Source organism: Thalassospira profundimaris, from assembly GCF_003326795.1.
Taxonomy (GTDB): Bacteria; Pseudomonadota; Alphaproteobacteria; order Rhodospirillales; family Thalassospiraceae; genus Thalassospira; species Thalassospira profundimaris_C.
The window spans coordinates 83,909-101,756 of record NZ_JPWI01000007.1 but is presented as its reverse complement, the minus strand read 5'-3'; the positions used below and the strand labels follow the sequence as shown (position 1 = coordinate 101,756).

General features: G+C 54.0%; 16 protein-coding genes and 1 pseudogene. 6 read left to right on the top strand and 11 right to left on the bottom strand.

Annotated elements, in window-relative coordinates:
- Nucleotides 1-254: 254 nt before the first annotated feature.
- Nucleotides 255-1,724, top strand: a complete 1,470-nt coding sequence (locus TH30_RS12080) for a S41 family peptidase (protein WP_114098464.1) — start codon at nucleotides 255-257, stop codon at nucleotides 1,722-1,724.
- A gap of 77 nt (nucleotides 1,725-1,801) precedes the next feature.
- Here TH30_RS12080 and TH30_RS22655 read toward each other — a convergent pair.
- The 3 genes and pseudogenes from TH30_RS22655 to TH30_RS12065 all read right to left on the bottom strand — a co-directional run.
- Nucleotides 1,802-2,674, bottom strand: a pseudogene (locus TH30_RS22655) (NAD(P)-dependent oxidoreductase); the annotation flags it as partial.
- Nucleotides 2,675-2,792: 118 nt separating this feature from the next.
- On the bottom strand, nucleotides 2,793-3,830 hold the full coding sequence (ppk2, locus tag TH30_RS12070) for a polyphosphate kinase 2 (protein ID WP_114098347.1): 1,038 nt from the start codon (nucleotides 3,828-3,830) through the stop codon (nucleotides 2,793-2,795).
- Between the two features lie 240 nt (nucleotides 3,831-4,070).
- Nucleotides 4,071-4,334 (bottom strand): DUF1127 domain-containing protein, encoded by a 264-nt coding sequence (locus TH30_RS12065; RefSeq protein ID WP_181850256.1) that lies wholly within the window; start codon nucleotides 4,332-4,334, stop codon nucleotides 4,071-4,073.
- A 137-nt stretch (nucleotides 4,335-4,471) separates the two neighbouring features.
- Here TH30_RS12065 and TH30_RS12060 point away from each other — a divergent pair, with 137 nt between their 5' ends.
- Nucleotides 4,472-5,413, top strand: coding sequence for a transcriptional regulator GcvA (locus tag TH30_RS12060; RefSeq protein WP_114098345.1), 942 nt, complete (start codon nucleotides 4,472-4,474; stop codon nucleotides 5,411-5,413).
- A gap of 18 nt (nucleotides 5,414-5,431) precedes the next feature.
- Here TH30_RS12060 and TH30_RS12055 read toward each other — a convergent pair whose 3' ends face one another.
- On the bottom strand, nucleotides 5,432-5,848 hold the full coding sequence (locus TH30_RS12055) for a DUF1489 family protein (RefSeq protein WP_114098344.1): 417 nt from the start codon (nucleotides 5,846-5,848) through the stop codon (nucleotides 5,432-5,434).
- A gap of 229 nt (nucleotides 5,849-6,077) precedes the next feature.
- Here TH30_RS12055 and TH30_RS12050 point away from each other — a divergent pair, with 229 nt between their 5' ends.
- From TH30_RS12050 to TH30_RS12035, 4 genes are all read left to right on the top strand, one after another.
- Nucleotides 6,078-6,371 carry a DUF2849 domain-containing protein gene (locus TH30_RS12050; protein WP_114098343.1) on the top strand — a complete coding sequence of 98 codons (294 nt, stop codon included), beginning with the start codon at nucleotides 6,078-6,080 and terminating at the stop codon, nucleotides 6,369-6,371.
- Nucleotides 6,372-6,382: 11 nt separating this feature from the next.
- Entirely contained in the window at nucleotides 6,383-8,038 is a 1,656-nt protein-coding gene (locus TH30_RS12045) for a nitrite/sulfite reductase (RefSeq protein ID WP_114098342.1), read from the top strand.
- Nucleotides 8,025-8,552, top strand: a complete 528-nt coding sequence (locus TH30_RS12040; protein ID WP_114098341.1) for a DUF934 domain-containing protein — start codon at nucleotides 8,025-8,027, stop codon at nucleotides 8,550-8,552. Before TH30_RS12045 ends, TH30_RS12040 begins: the two co-directional genes overlap by 14 nt.
- A gap of 224 nt (nucleotides 8,553-8,776) precedes the next feature.
- Complete coding sequence (locus tag TH30_RS12035; protein WP_258548706.1) at nucleotides 8,777-10,447, top strand: methyl-accepting chemotaxis protein; 1,671 nt, start codon at nucleotides 8,777-8,779, stop codon at nucleotides 10,445-10,447.
- 31 nt (nucleotides 10,448-10,478) lie between these two features.
- On the opposite strand, the gene TH30_RS12030 is transcribed toward TH30_RS12035, so the two are convergent.
- The 7 genes from TH30_RS12030 to TH30_RS12000 all read right to left on the bottom strand — a co-directional run bounded on the left by TH30_RS12030 (nucleotide 10,479) and on the right by TH30_RS12000 (nucleotide 17,839).
- The gene (locus TH30_RS12030) at nucleotides 10,479-10,970 is read right to left on the bottom strand and encodes a GNAT family N-acetyltransferase (protein ID WP_114098340.1); all 492 of its coding nucleotides are present in this window, start codon (nucleotides 10,968-10,970) and stop codon (nucleotides 10,479-10,481) included.
- Between the two features lie 3 nt (nucleotides 10,971-10,973).
- A complete protein-coding gene (locus tag TH30_RS12025) occupies nucleotides 10,974-11,903 on the bottom strand; it encodes a hydroxymethylglutaryl-CoA lyase (protein ID WP_114098339.1) in 930 nt (309 codons plus the stop codon).
- Entirely contained in the window at nucleotides 11,903-13,906 is a 2,004-nt protein-coding gene (locus TH30_RS12020) for an acetyl/propionyl/methylcrotonyl-CoA carboxylase subunit alpha (protein ID WP_114098338.1), read from the bottom strand. Before TH30_RS12020 ends, TH30_RS12025 begins: the two co-directional genes overlap by 1 nt.
- On the bottom strand, nucleotides 13,906-14,718 hold the full coding sequence (locus TH30_RS12015; RefSeq protein WP_114098337.1) for an enoyl-CoA hydratase/isomerase family protein: 813 nt from the start codon (nucleotides 14,716-14,718) through the stop codon (nucleotides 13,906-13,908). Before TH30_RS12015 ends, TH30_RS12020 begins: the two co-directional genes overlap by 1 nt.
- Nucleotides 14,719-14,725: 7 nt before the next feature.
- Nucleotides 14,726-16,336: a carboxyl transferase domain-containing protein gene (locus TH30_RS12010; protein ID WP_114098336.1), complete on the bottom strand. Its 1,611-nt coding sequence runs from the start codon at nucleotides 16,334-16,336 to the stop codon at nucleotides 14,726-14,728.
- A gap of 285 nt (nucleotides 16,337-16,621) precedes the next feature.
- On the bottom strand, nucleotides 16,622-17,242 hold the full coding sequence (locus tag TH30_RS12005; RefSeq protein ID WP_114098335.1) for a 2-hydroxychromene-2-carboxylate isomerase: 621 nt from the start codon (nucleotides 17,240-17,242) through the stop codon (nucleotides 16,622-16,624).
- A gap of 123 nt (nucleotides 17,243-17,365) precedes the next feature.
- On the bottom strand, nucleotides 17,366-17,839 hold the full coding sequence (locus TH30_RS12000; protein ID WP_068518581.1) for an Lrp/AsnC ligand binding domain-containing protein: 474 nt from the start codon (nucleotides 17,837-17,839) through the stop codon (nucleotides 17,366-17,368).
- Nucleotides 17,840-17,848 lie beyond the last annotated feature (9 nt).

The window sequence follows — 17,848 nt, the reverse complement described above, 5'->3', positions numbered from 1 at the left end:
CGCCCAAAAGCTTCCGATATGTGAGTTCAAACAAGATTGATCAGCAGTTGATCAAATTCCGTCGGGAAATCCGCGCCGAGGGGTCGCCAATCACGAAAAGGCAGGCTAGACTTGCCGCAATCAAGTCGCATTCATATTCGATTAACCTCGAAAACAAGTGCATATGTACCATCGGGAAGAATGCGGGTTTCGATCCGGAACTGAAGTTGCAAGACAGGAGTAGGCTATTGCTGCGCAAAGGATTATTGCCAATTTTGTTTGCGGTATTGATTTCGTTTGCCGGAACGAGGTTGGTCGCCTGTGCCGGGCCTGCCTGGCCAAGTGATGAAGAACGCAAGTTTCTGGATGCCTACCGTGACAGCGTAACCGCCGGTGCGACAGACGAGCAATTTGCCCATGCAGACAAGCTTTATGTCGAGGCCCTTCAGGTTCTTTCCGAACAGTATGTCGAAAAAATCGATCGCGTTGCCTTTGTCGAAAACAGCATCGCAATGCTGGGTGATATCGAGACAGAGGATAAAACACCGGTCGGTATTGTCGGTGCAGTTCTTGATGACAGCTTGCACAATCTTGATCCCCACAGCGCCTATATGACGGACGACATGTTCCGTCGCCTGCAGGAAAGTACAGAAGGCAGCTTTGCCGGGGTCGGGATTGTCATTGCGCTTGATGATGAAAAACGCATCAGGATCGTATCGCCAATTGATGATACGCCAGCCGCGCGGGCCGGTTTGCGTCCCGACGATCGTATTACCCATATTGATGGTTATCAGATGACGGGCGAACCGATTTCCGAGGCCGTGCGCCGGATGCGCGGGCGGGTCGGGGATCCGGTTACCCTGACAATCCAGCGTGTCGAGGACAGCTTTGATGTCACCGTCAAACGCGCACGGATCGAAGTGCCATCTGTCAGTGCCGGTATTATTGATCAGGATATCGGATATATCCGCGTATCGCGTTTTGATGCAACCACACTGGATCAGACACAGGAATATCTTGCCGAGCTTGAAGACAAGGTCGCCAATCCGCGCGGGATCATCGTTGACTTGCGTCGCAATCCGGGCGGGTTGCTTGATAGCGCGGCCGATATTGCTGATCAGTTTCTGACCGACGGGCTGATCGTTGCGACCGAGGGCCGGGGAGAACGCAAATTGCGCAGCTACGAAGCAGATCGGGCCGATTACTTTGAAAAGGTGCCGATGGCAATTCTGCTTGATCGCGGCTCGGCATCCGGGGCGGAGCTTATGGCGGCAGCCCTGCGTGAAAACGGACGCGGGGTGATCATCGGCGAACGTTCGTTTGGCAAGGGGTCGATGCAGCGGATCATGCCTCTGACATCGGGTGGTGGTCTTAAAATCACCACGGGATATTACACGACGCCCGAAAATCATATCGTTCAGGGCAATGGTGTGATCCCTGATATCGAAGTCAATCGTGCCGATGACGACGAATTCGAACGTGAAGTGGATCTTGCCAATGCCTTGCCATCGCGTCGTCGTGATCCGCGCCAGTCACTGGCAAAGCTTGATGCCAAAAGCTGTGAACAGGACATCGTGATTGAGCGGCTTGGCAAAAACAATCGCGAGAATCTTCAGGAAGAAATGCCAAAAGGCGATGACTCCTATCGGGATTCTGTCCTTGAATGTGCGGTCGGCTATTTCAATGATGGTCCGCTGGCATCCTATCGCAATCAGGTGGAGCCGCTGCTGCGCGCCGGTCTGTAAGGCAAGCGGGTTTCTGAGGTATAAAAAAAGCGCGGCCCGAATGGGTCGCGCTTTTGTTTTTGGCTATGTCGATATGATTACCCGCGGGCAAGCAGATCAATCAGGCTTGATGTATCCCAGCGATTGCCGCCACGTTCCTGCACCTGTGCATAGAACTGATCGACAAGGGCCGTTACCGGCAGACGTGCGCCATTGCGTTTGGATTCTTCAAGGCAAATTCCAAGATCCTTGCGCATCCAGTCAACGGCAAAGCCGAAGTCGAATTTGTTCTGAACCATGGTGCTGCCACGGTTTTCCATCTGCCAGCTGCCTGCGGCACCCTTGGAAATCACATCAAGAACCTTTTCCATATCAAGACCGGCTTTCACACCGAAATTAACACCTTCGGAAAGGCCCTGAACCAGACCGGCGATGCAAATCTGGTTGACCATTTTGGTCAGCTGGCCAGCGCCACTTTCGCCCATCAGTTTGCAGGAACGGGCAAAGGCATCAATAACCGGGGCAGCTCGGTCAAAAGCCGCCTGATCGCCGCCGCACATGACGGTCAGAACTCCGTTCTCTGCGCCAGCCTGACCACCGGAAACCGGTGCGTCGATAAAGGAAATGCCCATTTCCTTTGCCGCGGTATAAAGTTCGCGGGCAACGTCGGCTGACGCGGTGGTGTTGTCGATCAGAACCGCACCCTTGTCCATGCCGGCAAACATGCCGCCATCGCCCAGCATGACACTGCGCAGATCGTCATCATTGCCAACGCAGGAAAAGACGAATTCGGCCCCTTTGACCGCTTCGGCCGGGGTCGCGGCAGATGATCCGCCATATTCGGATACCCATTTTTCTGCCTTGGCTGCCGTACGGTTATAAACAGTTACGTCATGACCTGCTTTTTGCAGGTGACCGGCCATCGGGTATCCCATGACACCCAGACCGATAAATGCACATTTTGCCATTGTTTGCCTCCCAAATACTGATGGTCACCAGTAAAGGTTGCGAGGCGGGCAATGTCAATGAAGGCAAATGTTACCGCGACAATGTTTTCACGATCTGGAAGACCAGAGGCCGTGATAGCTTCTAGTCCTCGTCAAGCTCTTCGGCGACGCTATGGATGATGCGCCGGTCGTAGACCAGAATTTCTGGCCGCTTTCCGGGATAGTCGAACTGGGACAGATAAAATCGCATGGCATTGATGCGTGCACGTTTCTTGTCGTCGGATTTGACAATGATCCACGGGCTGTCGGTGGTTGATGTGTGGAAGAACATGTCGCGCTTGGCTTCGGTATAGGAGTCCCAAAGATTCTGGGATGCCAGATCAACCGGGCTGAGTTTCCATTGTTTCAACGGATCGTTCTTGCGCTGTTTGAACCGTTTGGCCTGTTCTTTTTTGCTGACCGAGAAATAGAATTTGGTCATGCGGATGTTCGACCGGATCAGCATTCTTTCAAGTTCAGGGACAGATTGCAGAAATTCGCTGACATCAAACATGCTGCAAAAACCCATCACCCGTTCAACCATGGCCCGGTTGTACCAGGAACGGTCAAACAGCGCCATTTCGCCACCACTTGGCAAATGTTCAATGTAACGCTGGAAATACCATTGGGTCAGTTCCCGGTCGTTGGGTTTGCCAAGAGCGACAATGCGCGCCCCGCGCGGGTTCAGGTGTTCGGTGAACCGTTTGATGGTGCCACCTTTTCCGGCGGCGTCACGTCCTTCGAAAATGATCAGGGATTTAAGGTTTTCGGCCTTGATCCAGTTTTGCAATTTCAGAAGTTCGATATGAAGCGGGGCGATCAATTCAAGATATTGTTTGCCAGGCATCTTCTTGGCGCGTGCCATGGGATCAGCGCTGATATCAGGCGGGAGATCACCGTTGGGAGCAGTGATGACAAAGTCAGCCTTTGATGGTTTGTCGTCAAGGCGGTCCATTGTCATGTTCTCGGCATCAAGCAAAAATCGATCCTTGGTTTCCTTGTCAAGCCTGGTAAGAGCGGCCGTCTTGTTGGCGGCAGCACGGCTTTTGCCTGTATGACGGGTTGCTGCGCGCACCGGCTCGGATTCATTCCTGTTCGAGGATGGCGTCGACTTTTGGTGGGTTTTTTTGCTCTCACTCATGTCCGGAAATCCAAAGTTCTTGAAGACCACTTTGAAAAGTTTGCGCGATAAAGCAGTAACTTGCAATGAACTGGATCAATTTATCCGGGTAGGCCGTATATCGTCTGATCGCTAAAAAAAAGAAACCCGGTCGATCAGGGGATCAACCGGGTTTTGGCGGATTGTGCTGGTGGCGCGAAGGGCGGACCTGTTCTGACTGTGAAATCCGTGGGGGCGGAAGCACAGCAGGTCCGACTGGTGTTAAAGCAGCCGGAAAGACTGCCGGTATTCTTCCTCGGCATCGGCGCGCGTCAGTCCGATATCAAGAAGTTGTGCGTCAGACAGCGACATAAGGGTTCTGCGTTGACGGCGGATTTCGACAAACCGGGAGTACCGGTCTGAGAGGCTGTTGAGGGCTGCGGTCAGATGTGATGGACGCAGCATGGTTGCAACGATTGAAAGCGTATTTTGCGCGTTCTGGTGAGACTCCCGTGACGCAGGAGCAGGGCAAGCCGTGTAAGCCATGATCTTCTCCATGAGTTAATATTGCTAATGCAATGTTTGCTGTGAAAACCATATTGCTGATATGTTTGGTTGATGACAAACGACGATTTCTGATCAATCGGATTAGTTCAACTAATTCATGAATTCGGAGAAGCCAGATGCGACTTCCGCCATTGCAGTCCCTGCGTGCCTTTGATGCCGCTGCCCGCCATCTCAGCTTTACCAAAGCGGCCGAGGAGCTGTTTGTGACGCAGGGCGCGATCAGCCAGCAGGTGCGGCAGCTTGAAGATTATCTTGGTTTCAAACTGTTTCACCGTTTGCCGCGTCAGATCTATCTGACTGAGGAAGGAGCACAGCTGGCCCATGCCACAACAGCCGGCTTTTCGCGAATTTCTGATGAAATCGAACGTTTGATGCTGGTCGAGGAAACCGGTGTGGTCACCGTCAGTGTTCTTCAAAGTTTTGCCGTGAAATGGCTGGTGCCCAGACTGGGATATTTCCGTGAAGCCTATCCTGACATCGATGTGCGTATTCATGCCGATGACCGGATGGTTGATTTGCGCACCGAGGGCATTGATCTTGCCGTGCGGTTTGGGAATGGCAAATATCCGAACCTGCATTGTGAAATGCTGATGCGCGATGAATCGTTTCCGGTATGCAGCCCGGCCTATCTTGCAAGCAATCCCGGCCTGAAAACCCCCAAGGACATTGCGGGCCATCAGCTGCTTCATGACGCAACGGCGGTGCTTGACCATCCCCATGCCGCAGACTGGGAATTCTGGCTTGATGGAGTTGGCGTCAGCGGCGTGGATGTCAGTCGCGGCCTTCGATTTAATTCGGGAGACATGGTTATTCAGGCAGCACTGATGGGGCAGGGGATCGGCATGGCGCGGACAAGTCTTGCCGCCCTTGATCTTAAGGCCGGAAATCTTGTTCGGCCCTTTCCACAAACCGTGGCGTCAAACGGGGCCTATTATCTGGTTTATCCGGAAGAACATCTGCGGCGGCCGCGTGTGCAGGCCTTTGTCAACTGGCTTAAGCAGGAAGTCGCAGCAACCCTGCGCGAGATTGACGATGACGGGGCCATGGCCCCGGTCTGAACGCCGAAAGGGGCGCGATCAAATCAAACCAAGATCTCGCAATTCATCGGCCATGTCGTCGGGCAGGGTTTCGGTGCCGCCCCCCTGCTTGTCATCGGGCGGGCATTTGTCGGCGGTCAGATAGCGCCATCCCTGAAATGCGCGATGCGGATAGGGACGGGTTTCAATCAGTTCGGGATCAAGCACGATGCGGCAGTATTTTGTGCCTTCCTCATTGACGAACTCTTCCAGGTCGATGACGCGCTGACGGCATCGTATAGCCCCTTTGAAAACCCAATAGATCGATCCGCCATCAAGAATCTCGTCGCGGCGTTTCGGGGTCATCCGCGTGGTGTGATAAACCCGGCCATAGGCAGACTGGAACCATGTTTGCCATTCGCGCAAACCTTCCGGTGTTTCTGTTCCGACGCTGAGCTTGATGATGTGAAGGGGCATTTTTCAGGCTTCTTTTGAGGTCGTTTCATCGCGGGGCAATATTCTGTGTCCTGACCTAGAACCAGTACGATCAGGGGTCAAGGGTGGATTAATTAAACACATAAAATTGTGTAATTAAGTATATTTAACAAAAAAACTTGACCATTTGAGGTTAATCAGACAAATTCTTGTGCAGAAAAGGTCCCGCCATAGGACCAAACCCGAGAGATATACAGGCTGAGAGAACCGAATGTCCCTGCAAGTTGTCACGGCAAACCGTCTGGGTGACGGGTTGGTGGTGTTCCTGACCGCTGATGGTGGTTGGAGCGAGAACATCAATGATTCCCGCGTTGCCGACGGAAAAGATGCCGCCGAGGCGATCCTTGCCCAGGCAAGCGCCCCTGAGCTCGACGTTGTGATCGTCGGGCCGTATCTGATTGATGTCGAACAGCAGGACGGCGGACTGGTTCCGACAAAATACCGCGAAGTTCTGCGCACCAAAGGCCCAAGTGTCCGTGAAGACCTTGGCTATCAGGCGGTATAAGGAGAGACCCCATGTATCGTTACGACGATTTTGACCGCCAGCTTGTTCAGGAACGCACCGAGCAGTTCCGTGAACAGGTAAAACGCCGTCTGGCCGGTGACATCACCGAAGAACAGTTCCGCCCGCTGCGTCTTATGAACGGTGTGTATCTTCAGCTGCACGCCTATATGCTGCGCGTGGCCATTCCCTATGGCACCCTGCGCGCCGATCAGCTGCGTGAGCTTGGTTCGATTGCGCGTAAATATGACAAGGGCTATGGCCATTTCACCACGCGCCAGAACATCCAGTACAACTGGCCGAAGCTCGATGAAATCCCGGATGCGCTGCTTGATCTTGCCAATGTCGAGATGCATGCGATCCAGACGTCGGGCAACTGCATTCGTAATACCACGACAGACCAGTATGCCGGTGCGGCAGCTGACGAGATCGAAGATCCGCGTCCCTATTGCGAACTGATCCGTCAGTGGTCGACCTTCCATCCGGAATTCACCTATCTGCCGCGTAAGTTCAAAATCGCTGTCACCGGTTCGCCCAATGACCGTGCAGCGGTGAAGGTGCACGATATCGGCCTTCGCATGCATCAGAACGAGGCTGGCGAGACCGGCTTTGAAGTGATCGTTGGTGGTGGCCTGGGCCGTACGCCATTTGTTGGCAAGACCATCCGTGACTTCATCGGCAAGAACGACCTGTTCTCGTATCTCGAAGCCATCCTGCGCGTTTATAACCGTTTTGGCCGTCGCGATAACAAGTACAAGGCACGGATCAAGATCCTCGTTCACGAGGAAGGTATCGATAAAATCCGCGATCTGGTCGAAGAGGAATGGGCACAGATCAGGGACGGATCGCTTCGTGTCAGTGACGAGGAAATTGCACATTACATTGCGCAGTTCACTCCGCCTGCCTTCGAAACCCTGTCTGATGATGACGCCGATTTTGAAGTTCACAAGGCTGCAAACCGTCGCTTCTTTAACTGGGTGCGTTCGAATGTGATCGAACACAAACAGCCGGGCTATGCGATTGCCAACGTATCGCTGAAACCGATTGGCGGTATTCCGGGTGACGCGACTGATAGCCAGATGGAACTGGTTGCCGATCTTTCGGAAAAATACAGCTTTGGCGATGTCCGCGTGACCCATGAACAGAACCTTGTTCTGCCGCATGTGAAGAAAGCCGATCTGTTTGCGCTTTGGACTGCACTTGATGCAGCGGGTCTTGGTACGGCAAACCTCGGTTACGTGACCGATATCATTTCCTGCCCGGGGCTTGATTACTGCGCCTTGGCAACCGCGCGGTCTATCCCGCTGTCACAGCGTATTTCCGAGCGTTTCGGCGATCTGGATCGTCAGCACGATATCGGGGAACTCAAGATCAAGATTTCTGGCTGCATCAATGCCTGCGGGCATCACCATGTGGGGCATATCGGTATTCTTGGCCTCGATAAACGCGGCAAGGAATTCTATCAGATCACTCTTGGCGGCGATGCCAGCGAGAATGCCGAGATCGGCAAGATCGCCGGTGCCGGTTTCTCCGAAGCCGAAGTCGTTGATGCCATCGAAAGTCTGGTGACCAAATATATTGATATCCGCGAAAGCGGCGAACGTTTCATCGACACCTATCGTCGTGTCGGCATGGACCCGTTCAAGGAGGTGCTTTATGGCGATCGTTAAGAATGACAGCGTGATCGAACAGGAATGGGTCACGGTTGGTGCCGAGGGCGATCTTCCATCCAGCGATGAAAACCTGATTGTACCGTTGGCACGCTTCATGGAAGAGCGTGACCACCTTTTGGGGCGCAATGGTGGTTTGGGCGTGCAGCTTAATCCCGGTGATGTGCCCGAAGATCTGGCAGATGACCTTGATCGCCTGTCGATCATCACGGTGAACTTCCCCGCCTACACGGATGGACGCGGCTATTCATATGGTCGTGTGTTACGAGAACGGATGGGCTTTACGGGGGAGCTTCGCGCGATTGGCGACGTGCTTCGTGACCAAATTCTTTATATGCATCGCTGCGGCTTCGATTCCTATGACCTCAAGGTCGATGGGGAAACAGCCCTGACCAAGGTGCGCGCGGCCCTGAAGGAAATGTCTGTCTATTACCAGCCGACTGGCGATGGTCGCGTGACAGCACAGTCGCTGCGCGAACGTCGTCGTGTCGCATTGGATCAGAAAGCTTCCTGACCACTTGATCCCAGTATCACGTCAAGGGCACCAAGGTTGGTGCCCTTTTTCATTGGCGGAGCTGCAATCTTTGGTTGTTGTGTTGTTTGATGGATGGCTCTTTGGTGTAATTCAGAGGCTGCGGTTGTGATATCGGTCACACATTTTGTGACGAGGCCTATGGTGCTGCTTATATTCAACTTATCGAAGTTTATTCTGATAACGTTGCTTGTCGGGGGCTTTTCATGATCGGGGCATTCAATAATCTTAAAATATCGACCAAGGTTTTCGGTGGCTTTGGCATGGTATTGCTTTTGCTTGCCGGTATCGCTTTGCTTGGTGTTTTGTCTATTGCCAGCGTCAGCGACGATTTCGTCCGTTATCGTCAGGTTGCCTTGCAATCAAATCAGGCAGGACGTGTACAAGCTAATCTTCTGGAGGCACGGGTTTCAGTCAAAGATTATCTGCTAACGGGCAGTGCGGCTTCCGCCAATAAGGTGAAGGAACGTCTTGCATCGACGCTGGCACTTAATGAAGAGCTCTTTGCTCATTTATCGGAGCCGGAACGCAAGGCAGTCGTCGAGGACGCGGAAAAGAATCTCAAAATATATGCAGAGACCTTTGACAGGATCCTGTCCATGCCTGCTGACGATCCGAACCGTATTGATCTTGTAAACGGCACGCTGGATCGGGTTGGACCAATTATTGCTGCTGACCTTGAGAACCTGAAGCTTTCGGTGAAGGCCGAGCAGGATGAACTGGGGCCACATGCGACGAAGGCGGCCCTTCAGTCAGAACTACTGACAACAATATTGTCAGTGATTGCTGTTGCTCTGGGGTGCTTTGCTGCCTGGTTGATCGGAGCTGGAATATCAAAGCCAATCCGCCTGATCACGGCGACCATGAATGACCTGGCCGGTGGGGATAAGCAAGCTGACATTCCCTGTCAGGATCGTGGAGATGAAATCGGCGAGATGTCCAGGGCCGTACTGGTTTTCAAGGAAAACATGATCAAGGCCGATGAACTTGCGGCTCAGGAAGTTGAAGCGGCGCGTAAGCGCGAAGAACGTGCGCGCAAAATCAGCGAACTGACATCCGGGTTCGATGCCGATATCTCAGAGGTTCTTAAAACACTGGCATCGGCTGCTACTGAAATGCAGGCAACGGCAACCGGTATGAGCAGCACGGCGGAACAAACCAGCCGACAGTCAGGTATCGTTGCCGCCGCTGCAGAACAGGCATCGACCAATGTGCAGACGGTTGCCAGTGCGACCGAACAACTTAGTGCCTCCATTGCCGAGATCAATCAACAGGTTAGCCAATCGACCGCGGTGGCGGGGCGTGCGGTTGATGACGCTGAAAAAACCAATGCACAGGTCCGTGGACTGGCAGAGGCTGCGCAGAAAATTGGCGATGTTGTCGGATTGATCAGTGACATTGCCGAACAGACAAACCTGCTGGCGCTGAATGCGACGATTGAAGCCGCCCGTGCGGGTGATGCTGGCAAGGGCTTTGCGGTTGTTGCCGCCGAGGTCAAAAACCTTGCCACGGCAACATCACGTGCGACCGAGGATATAACTGCGCAGATCACCGGCATTCAGAATGAAACAGAGGGTGCGGTAACAGCCATCGCAGCGATTTCGACCACCATCGCCGAAATTAGCGAAATTTCATCTGCCATCGCCAGTGCCGTTGAGGAACAGGGGGCTGCAACCCTTGAAATCACCCGCAATGTTCAGGAAGCATCGGTGGGTACATCAGATGTCACGACAAACATCGTCAGTGTGAACGAAGCCGCCGGATCCACCGGTGTAGCAGCCGAACAGGTCCTGGGGGCGGCGGGGGAACTGTCAAAGGAATCCGAAATCCTGCGCACCAAGGTCGAACAATTCCTGAATTCGGTTCGCGCGGCCTGATCAGGATTGCTGATCAATTTGAATTGGATTGTCAGGGGGCCAGTGTCATTAAAAGGCACGGCCCCTTGGCGGTTTCATATTCGCGTCCGGCAACAAAGCCGATGGCCTCATAACAGCGAATGGCGCGTTCGTTTTCCGGGTCCGGGTCAATGCCGATCATTGGCGCGCCGCGTTCAAACAGCATCCTTGTCAGCGTTTTTAAAAACATCTGACCATGCCCACATCCCATCATGTCGGGCACCCCGATAAAGGCATCAAGACAACGGGTGTTTTCGGGCAGGGGATCGAAATGGGCTTGTGGCCATTGATGGGCGTCGTAATGCTGCACAAAGGCAAATGGCCGATTGCGGTATGACACAATCAGGGTCGCCATTTCAGGCAGTTCGACATCTTCGGAAATCAGTTCAATCTGTTCGGCCGGGTCGCCCCACCAGCGGACAACTTCCGGGACGTGTAACCAGCGGCCAATCATTGGCAGATCATTTGGGGTGGCCCGTCGGAAGCTGTAATTTGACGGGCCCATCAATTATTCCCCGGCAGTGGATCGTTTCGCCGCAAAGGCCAGATTAACCTTCGAAGCACTTGATCTTCCTATCTGATCACAAATCCAGCTTCCTGTCTCGGCCAGCTTTTCAAGATCGATGCCGGTGTCGATGCCAAGGCCGTTCAACATATAGACGACGTCCTCGGTTGCGACATTGCCACTCGCCCCCTTGGCATAGGGGCAGCCGCCAAGACCGGCAACCGAACTGTCGATGGTGGCAACACCCATCTGAAGCACGGCCAGCAAATTGGCGAGTGCCTGGCCATAGGTGTCATGGAAGTGCGCAGCGAGTTTTTCGACCGGAACATGCTTGGCAACGGCGTCAATCATCGCCTGTGCCTTGGTCGGTGTGCCGGTTCCAATGGTATCGCCCAGACTGATTTCATAGCAACCCATGTCATAAAGGGCCTTTGAAACCTCGGCGACCTTTGCAGGCGCAATTTCGCCTTCATAGGGGCAACCCAAAACACAGGATACATAACCACGCACGGCAAGACCCGCTTCGCGTGCGGCATCGGTTACCGGACGAAAACGATCAAGGCTTTCGGCAATCGAACAGTTAATGTTCTTTTGCGAGAAGCTTTCTGATGCCGCACCAAATACCGCAACCTCGGTTGCGCCGCTGGCTATGGCGGCTTCAAGCCCCTTAAGGTTTGGGGTCAGAACCGGATAGGTCACACCGGCCTTGCGGGTGATCTGTGCCATGACATCGGGTGCATCGGCCATTTGCGGGACCCATTTCGGGCTGACAAAGGCGGTGGCCTCGATCACTGACAAACCGGCATTATTAAGCCGGTTGATCAGTTCAACCTTGGTGGCGGTCGCGACCATGGTCTTTTCGTTCTGAAGCCCGTCGCGTGGGCCGACTTCAACGATTTTGACCCGGCTGGGAAGATCGGAAATCGCGGCCATTATTCGGCCTCCTCGATCGCGATCAGTTCTGCACCATCGTCAACCTGATCACCTACGGCAAAGAACACTTCCCTGACCGTGCCCGAAACAGGAGCGGAAATGGTGTGTTCCATCTTCATGGCTTCCATAATGACAAGCTTGTCCCCGGCGGTCACGGTTTGGCCTGTCTCGGCCATCACGGCGATGATTTTACCGGGCATCGGGGCGGTTAGGCCGCCACCGGCACCTTCATTGCCACCGGCTGCTGCCAGCGGATCAAAGATGTCGAGACGATCAAGACGACCGGCCCGGAATATTGTCATACGATTGCCATCGCGCAGGACGGTTGCCCGTTTGCGGACATTATCGAGCTTGGCAACAATCGCGCCGTTTTCGTCATGTTCGGCAGATGCGATGACAGCGTTTCCGTCAGGCATGTCGATGACATAACCCTGGTCGCGGTAATGGACCTTGACCGCAATATCCGATCCTTCGTGGCGCAGGATCAGATCATGGTGGTTATCGTCATTCAGACGGAAACCGGCCGTGCTGTTCCAGGGGGAATAGGGATCGTTGCTTTGCGCAGCGTGACGGGCAGCCTCGGCATCGCGGGTCAGCAGGATATCAAGGGCGGCAAATGCCAGTGCCTCGTTATCCGGGGTTGCCGGGGCCGGGATCAGGGCATCCTGATAATGCGGGATAAAGCCGGTTTCGACTTCACCGCGCTCAAAGGCCGGATGGCGGGCAATATTGCCAAGGAAACCGGTATTGGTGGTGACGCCAACGATCTGTACATCATCAAGGGCGGATGCCATGCGACGCAGGGCCGATTTACGATCGACATCCCAGGTGATCAGCTTGGCGATCATCGGGTCATAATGGATTGATACCTCGCCGCCTTCATAGACGCCGGTATCAACACGAACATGTTCGGTTTCGCGTGGCATGCGCATATGAACAAGCTTGCCGGTGGCGGGCAGGAAATCATTCTGCGGATCTTCGGCATAAATGCGGACTTCAAAGGAATGCCCGTTGATCGACAGTTCTTCCTGTGCCTTGGGCAGTTTTTCACCGTCGGCCACACGCAACTGCCATTCCACCAGATCCTCGCCGGTGATTTTCTCGGTCACCGGATGTTCGACCTGAAGACGGGTATTCATTTCCATGAAATAGAAACTGCCCGACGCATCCAGAAGGAACTCAACCGTGCCAGCGCCTTGATAGCCAATGGCCTTCGCTGCATCGACGGCGGCCTGACCCATTTGGGCACGCAATTCTTCGGTCATTCCGGGGGCAGGGGCTTCTTCGATCACCTTTTGATGGCGACGCTGAAGCGAACAGTCACGTTCAAACAGATAGACCGCGTTGCCATGACTGTCGGCAAAGACTTGAATTTCGACATGGCGCGGTTTGACGATCAGCTTTTCAATCAGGCAATGGTCATCACCAAAGCTGCTGGCAGCTTCACGTTTGCAGCTGATCAGGGCATCCTTGAAATCAGACGCTTTTTCAACGGCACGCATACCTTTGCCACCACCACCGGCCGATGCCTTGATCAGAACCGGATAGCCGATTTTATCGGCCTCTGCTGCCAAAAGGTCAGGGTCCTGATCTTCACCGTGATAACCGGGGACCAGCGGCACGCCGGCCTTGCCCATGATTTTCTTGGCTTCGGATTTTGACCCCATGGCGCGAATGGCACTGGCTGGCGGGCCAACAAAAACGCAGCCTGCCTTTTCAAGCGCATCGGCGAAACCGGCATTTTCCGAAAGAAAACCATAACCGGGATGAACCGCATCAGCCCCGGATTGCGCAATGACTTCAAGCAGACGGTCGGTGCGCAGATAGCTGTCCTTGGGGGCCGGAGCACCGATGTGATAGGCCTCGTCGGCATGTTTGACGTGGAGCGCATTGGTATCCGCATCGGAATAAACAGCAACAGTCGTAATGCCCATGCGGCGGGCTGTCTTGATCACACGACATGCAATTTCACCGCGGTTGGCGATCAATAGTTTACGGGGCATTATTTCTTGCTCCAGTTCGCGGGACGTTTTTCCAGAAAGGCACCAACGCCTTCGCGGCCTTCATCGCTTGCACGCTGATCGGCAATGCGGTGCGCGGTATCGTCAATGACGGCGTCCGAAATCGGTTTGTTGGCAACCGCATAGATCAGGTCTTTGGCGGCATGCATGGCAGCCGGACCGTTGGCCAGCAGTATATTTGCTATTTCATCGCCGCGCGCAGCCAATTCATCGCCGGAAACGATTTCGTGAACCAGTCCGATCTGTTTGGCGGTTTCGGCGTTAAACCGTTCGGCGGTCAGGAAATAACGGCGTGCCTGATTAACCCCGATGGCTTCGACCACATAGGGCGAAATGACAGCCGGGATCAGGCCAAGCTTGACTTCAGACAGGCAGAAACTTGCACGATCCGATGCAATCACGATGTCACAGCACGCAGCCAACCCAACCCCGCCGCCAAAGGCAGCCCCGTTGACCAGTGCGATGGTCGGTTTTGATGCGAAGTTCAAAACCTTCATCAGTTTTGCAAGGGCGCGTGAATCAGCAAGGTTTTCAGCATGGCTGTAACCGGCCATGCGTTTCATCCAGTTCAGATCGGCCCCGGCAGAGAAGCTTTTGCCTGCTCCGGTCAGGATGATCGCGCGTACCAGCGGATCGGCATCAAGGGTTTCGATCTTTGCTGTCAGGTCGGCAATCAGAACATCGTCAAAGGCGTTATGAATGTCAGGACGGTTGAGCGTGATGGTGGCAACGCCGTTTTCCGCAATTTCGCAGATGGCGGCATCAGAAATGTTATTGGTGTTTACATTGGTCATGGCGGCCTCACATTCTGAACACGCCAAACCGGGTTTCTTCGACCGGTTTGTTCAGTGCTGCCGACAGGCCAAGGCCAAGAACCATGCGGGTATCAGCCGGATCAATCACGCCATCATCCCACAAGCGGGCAGAGGCGTAATAGGGATGGCCTTGTTCTTCATACTGATCGCGGATCGGGGCCTTGAATGCTTCCTGTTCGGCCTCGGGCCAGGTTTCCCCGCGTTTCTCGGCGGCATCGGCACGAATTTGGGTCAGAACATTTGCGGCCTGTTCGCCGCCCATCACAGAGATTCGGGCATTTGGCCACATCCACAGGAAGCGCGGGCTATAGGCACGACCACACATACCATAGTTGCCAGCACCAAATGATCCACCGATCAGAACGGTGAATTTTGGCACATTGGCGGTGGCAACAGCGGTGACAAGCTTTGCGCCATCCTTGGCAATTCCGCCGCTTTCATATTTGCGGCCAATCATGAAGCCGGTAATATTTTGCAGAAACACCAGGGGAATGCCGCGCTGGGCGCAAAGTTCGATGAAATGCGCCCCCTTAAGCGCGCTTTCGGAAAACAGGATGCCGTTATTGGCGATGATCCCGACCGGATAGCCAAAGATACGGGCAAAGCCGGTGACAAGGGTTGTCCCGTACTGCGCCTTGAATTCATCAAAGTCCGAGCCATCAACGATGCGGGCAATGATTTCGCGCACGTCATAGGGTTTCTTGGTGTCGGTTGGCACCACGCCATAAATCTCGCGCGGGTCGTAGGAAGGCGCACGGGGCTCGGTCAAAGTCAGGCCGGGGTTCTTGGTCCAGTTCAGGTTCTTGACGATATCGCGCGCAATCGAAAGCGCATGATTGTCATCCTGTGCGTAATGATCAGTGACACCGGACGTTTTGCAATGCACATCCGCACCACCAAGGTCTTCGGCTGAAACAACTTCACCAGTTGCAGCTTTTACCAACGGCGGACCACCCAGGAAGATGGTGCCCTGCTTGCGCACGATGATGCTTTCATCCGACATGGCCGGAACATAGGCACCGCCCGCGGTGCAAGACCCCATAACAACGGCGATCTGCGGGATGCCCTTCGACGACATGGTTGCCTGATTAAAGAAGATGCGCCCGAAATGATCGCGATCAGGAAATACGTCATCCTGACGCGGCAGGTTGGCACCGCCACTATCAACCAGATAGATGCAGGGCAGATTGTTCTCAAGCGCAATTTCCTGAGCGCGAAGATGCTTTTTAACCGTCATCGGGTAGTAGGAACCACCCTTGACCGTCGCATCATTGGCAACAATCACGCATTCGATGCCGGAAACCCGCCCAATGCCGGTGATAATGCCGGCTGCCGGGACGTCCTCATCCCCATACATGCCATATGCCGCAAGCTGGGAGAGTTCGAGAAACGGCGATCCGATATCAAGAAGCTGGCGAATACGTTCGCGTGGCAGCAGCTTTCCGCGGCTTGTGTGACGCTCGCGGGCGCGTTCGCCGCCGCCCAGCTTTACCGTCGCGATCTGTTCACGAAGATCAGCAACCAGTTTTTCCATGTGTTCGGCATTGTTGCGGAACTCTTCGGAACGGGAATTCACCGCAGATTTCAGTACCGTCATTGTCCGTCTGCACCGTTTGTTATGGGCAATCGGTCGCCCGAGTGAGTGGTGTTTATGGCTGTTGTTATGGGTGAAGTTTACGTAAACGTCAATATTAAATCGGTATTTCAGTACCGGATTTGTATATATGAGGCGTGATCACGATTTATGCGCAGTATTCTGCGGTTTTATATGCTCTCTGGCGCTGCCTGTTTCGCGCGAAAGCGTATCTGTTCGCATCAATATTCAGCCGGGTTTTGTCAAATCCGGCATCTGGAAAGGTCAATATGCAAAGATCACGGTTGGTTAGCCAGGCAGGCTGTTTGCTGTGCTTCGGCGCAATGAAATCCACTGTTCGAGTTGATCAAGGCGGTCATTCCCGAAAAACGGTTCGTCCTCGTAAAAGAAGAAGGGGGATCCGAATGCGCCAAGGGCAATGGCCTCGTCGGTGACTTCACGGGTGCGGTCTTTCCAGCGTTGCGACTCAACGGCCAGACGCATTTCACCGGGATTGATCGAATGACGTGTGGCCGCGGCAAAAACGTTTTCCGGGTTTGCCATGTCAAGCCCGTCGGCAAAATAGCCGCGATAGATGTCCTTGGCAAAACGCCGGGCAAGGGCCGGGGACCGCGACTCAAGCCAGTAGAATGCCCGTGTTGGAACAAGTGCCGAATAGGGGAAGTTGTCGGGGATATTGAAGGGAGTACCTTGCAGGCGCGCACATCGTTCCATGTCGTGGCGGAAATATTTGCCACGAATCGGCTGGCTAAGCAGCGGGCTTTGTCCTGTCTGTTTGAAGGCAGCACCAATCATGAAGGGACGCCAGATGACCGTAACCCCGACACGCGATTCGAATTCTTCCATTCGCTCGGCAGCGAGATAACCGTAGGGTGAAGAAAAATCGAAATAGAAACTGACTTCTGACATTTTCCTGCGCCTGACTTGTTTGGTTTCTTTTGGGCAATAGCCGACCCTAACAGGTTTTCATCCTGTTTGAATTTCACGGATTGTGCGCATTAAGCTATTGCAAAGCAACCAAAAAACAGTCGATCAGGGGATCGTGATGCCCGGACGGACTTTTACTTCTTCCATGACGACATATGTATGAGTCTGGCTCACACCCTGCACTGATGACAGGCGTTCAAGAAACTCGCGATAGGCATACATGTCTTCAACTCGCAGTTTGGCGAGGTAATCGAAGCCGCCAGCGACCATATGACATTCTTCAATTTCCGGCAGCTTGCGAATGGCGGCGGCAAATACGTCAAAAACGTCCGGGGTGGTGCGATCCAGGGTGATTTCGACAAAGACGACCAGAGACTGGTTAAGCTTGCGCGGATCAAGGGTCGCCATATAGCCGGTAATAAAGCCGTGCTGTTCGAGGCGACGTACACGTTCAAGGCAGGGCGTCGGGCTGAGATTGACCCGGCGCGACAGTTCCACATTGGACATCCGTCCGTCGTTCTGGAGTTCCCGCAGGATCTGCTTGTCGATCTTGTCGAGGCTCTTTTGGTTCTTCTGCATAATAATAAA